Genomic DNA, 5,429 nt, shown 5'->3' with positions numbered 1-5,429 from the left:
GTTGAAGTCAGCCCACACCCGGCGTTGCTGGCAGCGATCGAGGACACCGGCGGCACCGCGGTCGGCAGCCTACGTCGTGACCAGCCGGGCCCGGACATCTTCCTGACGAACCTGGCCCAGGCCCACACCTATGGCGCGGACCTCGACTGGGCGACGTTGAACACCCGGCCGGGACACGTCGACCTCCCCACCTATCCATTCCAGCATGAGAACTTCTGGCCACACTCCACCGTCGGCGTGCCCGCTGACGTCGCCGCGGCCGGCCTGCGCACCGCGGACCACCCGTTGCTCGGCGCCATGGTCGCGGTGGCCGGCTCGGACAGCCTGATGTTCACCGGACGGCTGTCGCTGAAGACGCATCCGTGGCTGTCCGACCACGCGGTCGAGGGCACCGTCCTGCTGCCCGGCACCGCTTTCGTCGACCTCGCGGTGCACGTCGGAGACCGGGTGGGCTGCAGCCGCGTCGACGAACTCACCCTGCGAACCCCGCTCGTCCTCCCCAGTGACGGCGCCGTCGAGCTGCAACTAGCGGCCGGCGCTCCCGACGAGACGGGCCGGCGGTCGCTGACCCTGCACGCGCGCCCCGAGGACGCGCCGGTCGACCAGCCGTGGACCTGCCACGCCACTGGAACCCTCGCGCCCGGCAACCCGTCGCGGCCCGCTGAGGTCGCGTCGCGGCCCTCCGACGCCGTTTCCCTTGAGGTCGACGGCGCTTACCGACGGTTCGCGGCGGCCGGCTACCAATACGGCCCGGCATTCCAGGGCCTGCGGTCGGCGTGGCAAGCCGGCGACGACGTCCACGCCGACGTCCGCCTGCCCGAAGGGCTCGACGCCGCGCTGTTCACGCTGCACCCGGCGCTGTTCGACGCGGCCCTGCACGCGCTGCACCTGGTCCACGACACCGGCGCACCAGCATTGCCATTCACCTGGACCGGCGTCACCGTGCACGCCACCGGAGCCACCGCCGTGTCGGCGCGGCTGCATCGCCACCCCGACGACACGATCGACATCACGCTGACCGACCCCGCCGGGCAGCTCGTGGCCACGGTCGAGGCACTGGCCGTACGTCCCGCCGCGGTGCCGTCCGCCGCCGACCGATCGTTGCTGCGCCTGGAGTGGACTTCGTTGCCGCAGGACGCCACGGCCGCCCCCGCACGATGGGCGGTGACCGGGGATCCCGGGTTGGCCGAGGGGCTGCGCGCGGCCGGGCTCACGGTCACCGCGTACGAGAAGGAGCAGGCACCGGACCTCGTCCTGTGGGCGCCGTCGGCGATCACGCCGCGCGAGGCCGCGGCCGAAACGCTCGCCATGCTGCACGATTGGCTGGCCGGCGAACAGACCGGAACGAGCCGGCTGGCGGTCGTCACCCAGCAGGCTGCGGGCGGTGAGACCGCGGACGAGCCGATCAGCGACACCCAGCTCGGGCTGGCGCCGGTGTGGGGCTTGGTGCGGTCTGCACAGTCCGAGCATCCCGACCGGTTCGCGCTGGCCGACGTGGATGGCTCCGCCGATTCCTGGCGGGCGCTGCCAACGGCGCTCGCCACCGGCACCGACCAGATCGCCATCCGTGACGGGGTAGTCCGGGTGCCCCGGCTGCGGTGGGCCGGGACGAGTCTGACAGCGCCAGCCGGGGCCGCCGAATGGCGGCTGGAGACCGACGCGCCGGGCACTCTGGAACGACTCGCGCTGACCGCCTGCCCCGCGGTCACCGAGCCGCTCGGCGACGGCCAGATCCGCATCGGTGTACGAGCCGCCGGGCTGAACTTCCGCGACGTGCTGATCTCGCTCGGCATGTACCCCGATTCGACGGCGCTGATGGGCAGCGAAGCCGCCGGCGTCGTCCTCGACGTGGGACCGGGCGTCACCCGCTTCACGCCGGGCGACCGGGTGGTCGGACTGCTCGCGGGCGGCTTCGGGCCGGTCGCGGTGACGGACCACCGGATGGTCGTCCGAATGCCGCGGGAATGGTCGTTCGCCGAAGCGGCGGCGGTGCCGGTGGTGTTCCTGACCGCGTACTACGGACTACGCGACCTCGGCGATCTACGCGCCGGAGAATCGGTGCTGGTGCACGCGGCGGCCGGCGGTGTCGGCATGGCCGCCGTGCAACTGGCCCGCCACTGGGGCGCAGACGTCTACGGAACGGCGAGTCCCGGCAAGTGGGACACCCTGCGTGAGCTCGGCCTCAGCGACGACCACATCGCGTCGTCGCGGGACCTGTCGTTCGAGCCGCAGTTCGGCCACGTCGACCTGGTGCTCAACTCGCTCGCCCGGGAGTACGTGGACGCCTCGCTGCGGCTGCTCGGCCGTGGCGGACGGCTCATCGAGATGGGAAAGACCGACATCCGCGACGCGGACCGGGTGGCGGCCGACCACCCGGGCGTCCGTTACCGGGCGTTCGACCTGGTGGAAGCCGGGCCGGACCGGATCGGCGAGATGCTCACCGAAGTGCTGGACCTGTTCGAGCGCGGCGTGCTGCGGCCCATTCCGGTCACCGCGTGGGACGTCCGGCGCGCGCCGGAGGCGTTCCGCCATCTCGGGCAGGCGCGGCACGTCGGCAAGATGGTGCTCACCGTTCCGGCGCCAATCGATCCGGCCGGCACCGTACTCATCACCGGCGGGACCGGAACGCTGGGCGCGTTGACCGCCCGACATCTGATCACCCGGCACGGCGTACGGCATCTGCTGCTCACCGGCCGGAAGGGGCCGGACGCGCCCGGGGCCAACGCGCTGCGCGGTGAGCTGACGGCGCTCGGCGCCACGGTGACGATCGCCGCCTGCGACATCACCGACCGCGCGGCACTGGCCGCCCTGCTCGACACCGTCGCCGCTGAGCACCCGCTCACCGCGGTCGTGCACGCAGCAGGCGCGCTGGACGACGCCACCCTCACCGCGCAGACACCCGGCCACCTGGACCGCGTCCTGCCCGCCAAAGCCGACGCGGCGCACCACCTGCACGAGCTCACCCGCGATCTCGACCTGCGGTCCTTTGTGCTCTTTTCCTCGGCGGCGGCGGCGTTCGGCGCCCCCGGGCAAGCCAACTACGCCGCGGCCAACACCTACCTCGACGCGCTCGCCCGACACCGCCACAGCCTCGGCCTGCCAGCAACCTCCATCGCGTGGGGGCTGTGGGCCGACGCCAGCGCCATGACCGGCCATCTCACCGACGCCGACCTGCGGCGGCTGCGCCGAGCCGGGCTCCCACCACTCTCCGCCGAGCAGGGCCTCGCGCTGCTCGACGCGGCGCTGGCCGCTGCCGACCCGCACGTCATAGCACTGCGCGTCGACCCCTCAGGCGACAACCACCCGCCATTGGTACGAGATCTGCTCCAGGCGCCCCGGCGGCGTACGGCCGGCACCACCGGCGACGTGGCCGGCCCCCTGCTCGCCCAACGACTGGCCGGGCTCGCCGAGGACGCCCGCGATCAGTTCGTGCTGCGCGAGGTTCAGGCACAGATCGCGGCCGTACTCGGCCACGCCTCGGCCGGCACCGTCACGGCCGAGCGCAGCTTCAAGGATTTCGGCTTCGACTCGCTGCTCGCCGTGGAGCTGCGCAACCGCCTCAACCGCGTCACGGGCCTGCGGTTGCCCGCCACGCTGGTGTTCGACCACCCCACCCCGGCGGCGCTCGCCCGCTGGCTGCGCGCCGAAGTGACGCCGGACAAGCCGGACGACGGGGACCTGCTCGCCGAACTGGACCGCCTGAAAACCCGTCTCGTCGCCCACTCCGGCGACGAGACCTCCGGTGTGGCCGTCACTGCCCGGTTGAAGGACCTGCTCGCGGCCTGGACCGAGGCCCGGCCGGCCAACGGCGGTCCGGGCGACGGCGATGAGGTCCCCGGGCAACTGCGAACCGCGTCCGACGACGAGCTGTTCGACTTCATCGACGGACAGCTCGGCGCCACCGGCCCTCTCGACCGCTCGGACAGGTGACGTCGCATGACCAACGAGGACAGGCTCCGCGACTATCTGCGGCGGGTCACCACCGAACTGCACGAGACCACCGTACGGTTGCGTGAGCTCGACGACCGCGCACACGAGCCGATCGCCATCGTCGCCATGGCCTGCCGGTACCCAGGCGGCGTGGACACACCCGAGGGCCTGTGGCGACTGCTGACAGCCGGCGAGGAAGCCGTCACCGAACTGCCCCGCGACCGTGGCTGGGACGTCGACAGCCGGTACAGCGCCGAAGCTGACGAACCCGGCACGTTCTCCGCCCGAGCCGGAGGGTTCCTGGCCGGCGCGGCCGACTTCGACGCCGACTTCTTCGGCGTCTCGCCGCGCGAGGCCCTCGCCATGGACCCGCAGCAGCGGCTGCTGCTGGAGACGACGTGGGAGGTGTTCGAGCGGGCCGGGATCGTGCCGGAGACGTTGCGCGACAGTCGTACCGGAGTCTTCGTCGGCACGTTCTTCTCCGGCTACGACCCGGGCGCCGGACCGTCCGCCCGCGAGGTCGAGGGCCACCTGGTCACCGGCACCGCCACCAGCGTCGCCTCGGGTCGGCTCGCCTTCACCTTCGGCCTGCAAGGACCGGCCCTCACCGTGGACACCGCCTGCTCCTCGTCGCTGGTCGCGCTGCATCTGGCCGTGCAGTCACTGCGGCAGGGCGAGTGCACGGCGGCGCTGGCGGGTGGCGTGACCGTACTGTCGTCGCTGCAGTCGTTCATCGAGTTCAGCCGTCAGGGCGGCCTGTCCCCGGACGGCCGCTGCCGGGCCTTCGGGGGCGGTGCCGACGGCTTCGGCTTCGGCGAGGGCGCCGGCATGCTGTTGCTGGAGCGCCTGTCCGACGCCCAGCGCGACGGCCACCCGGTGCTCGCCGTCATCCGGGGTTCGGCGGTGAATCAGGACGGCGCCAGCAACGGCCTCACCGCGCCCAACGGGCCCGCCCAGCAGCAGGTGATCCGGCAGGCGCTCGCGGCGGCCCGGCTCCCGGCCGCGCACGTCGACGTGGTCGAGGCGCACGGCACCGGCACCAAGTTGGGTGATCCGATCGAGGCGCAGGCGTTGTTGGCGACGTATGGCAGGGACCGACAGGGTGAGCCGCTGCGGCTGGGATCGTTGAAGTCGAACATTGGTCATACGCAGGCGGCGGCGGGTGTCGCGGGTGTGATCAAGATGGTGCAGGCGATGCGGCATGGTGTGTTGCCGAAGACCCTGCACGTGGATGAGCCAACACCGCACGTGGATTGGTCGTCGGGGTCGGTGTCCCTGCTGACGTCGGCCGAACCCTGGCCGGAGACTGGTCGTCCGCGTCGTGCGGGTGTGTCGTCGTTCGGGATGAGCGGCACGAACGCGCACGTGATCGTGGAGCAGGCGCCGGAGGTGCCGGTCGAGGAGCCGGTCGGGGTTTCGGGACCGTTGGTGGAGTCGGGTTTGGTGCCGTGGGTGGTGTCGGGGAAGTCGCCGGCTGCGGTGCAGGCTGGGCTGGCCGC

2 protein-coding genes are annotated in these 5,429 nt (G+C 72.4%); both read left to right on the top strand.

Annotated features, from left to right (window positions below; all coding sequences use genetic code 11):
- Window positions 1-3,930, top strand: a 3,930-nt coding sequence (locus ACLQ28_RS34250; protein WP_425690402.1) for an SDR family NAD(P)-dependent oxidoreductase, incomplete at its 5' end; no start/stop codon positions are given.
- 6 nt (window positions 3,931-3,936) lie between these two features.
- A partial coding sequence (locus ACLQ28_RS34245; protein ID WP_425690401.1) for a type I polyketide synthase occupies window positions 3,937-5,429 on the top strand: 1,493 nt, incomplete at its 3' end.

It is taken from the genome of Micromonospora sp. DT201, from assembly GCF_049841575.1.
Classification (GTDB): Bacteria; Actinomycetota; Actinomycetes; order Mycobacteriales; family Micromonosporaceae; genus Micromonospora.
Note: the sequence above shows the minus strand (reverse complement) of the source record. Positions and strands in the feature narration are given on the sequence as shown.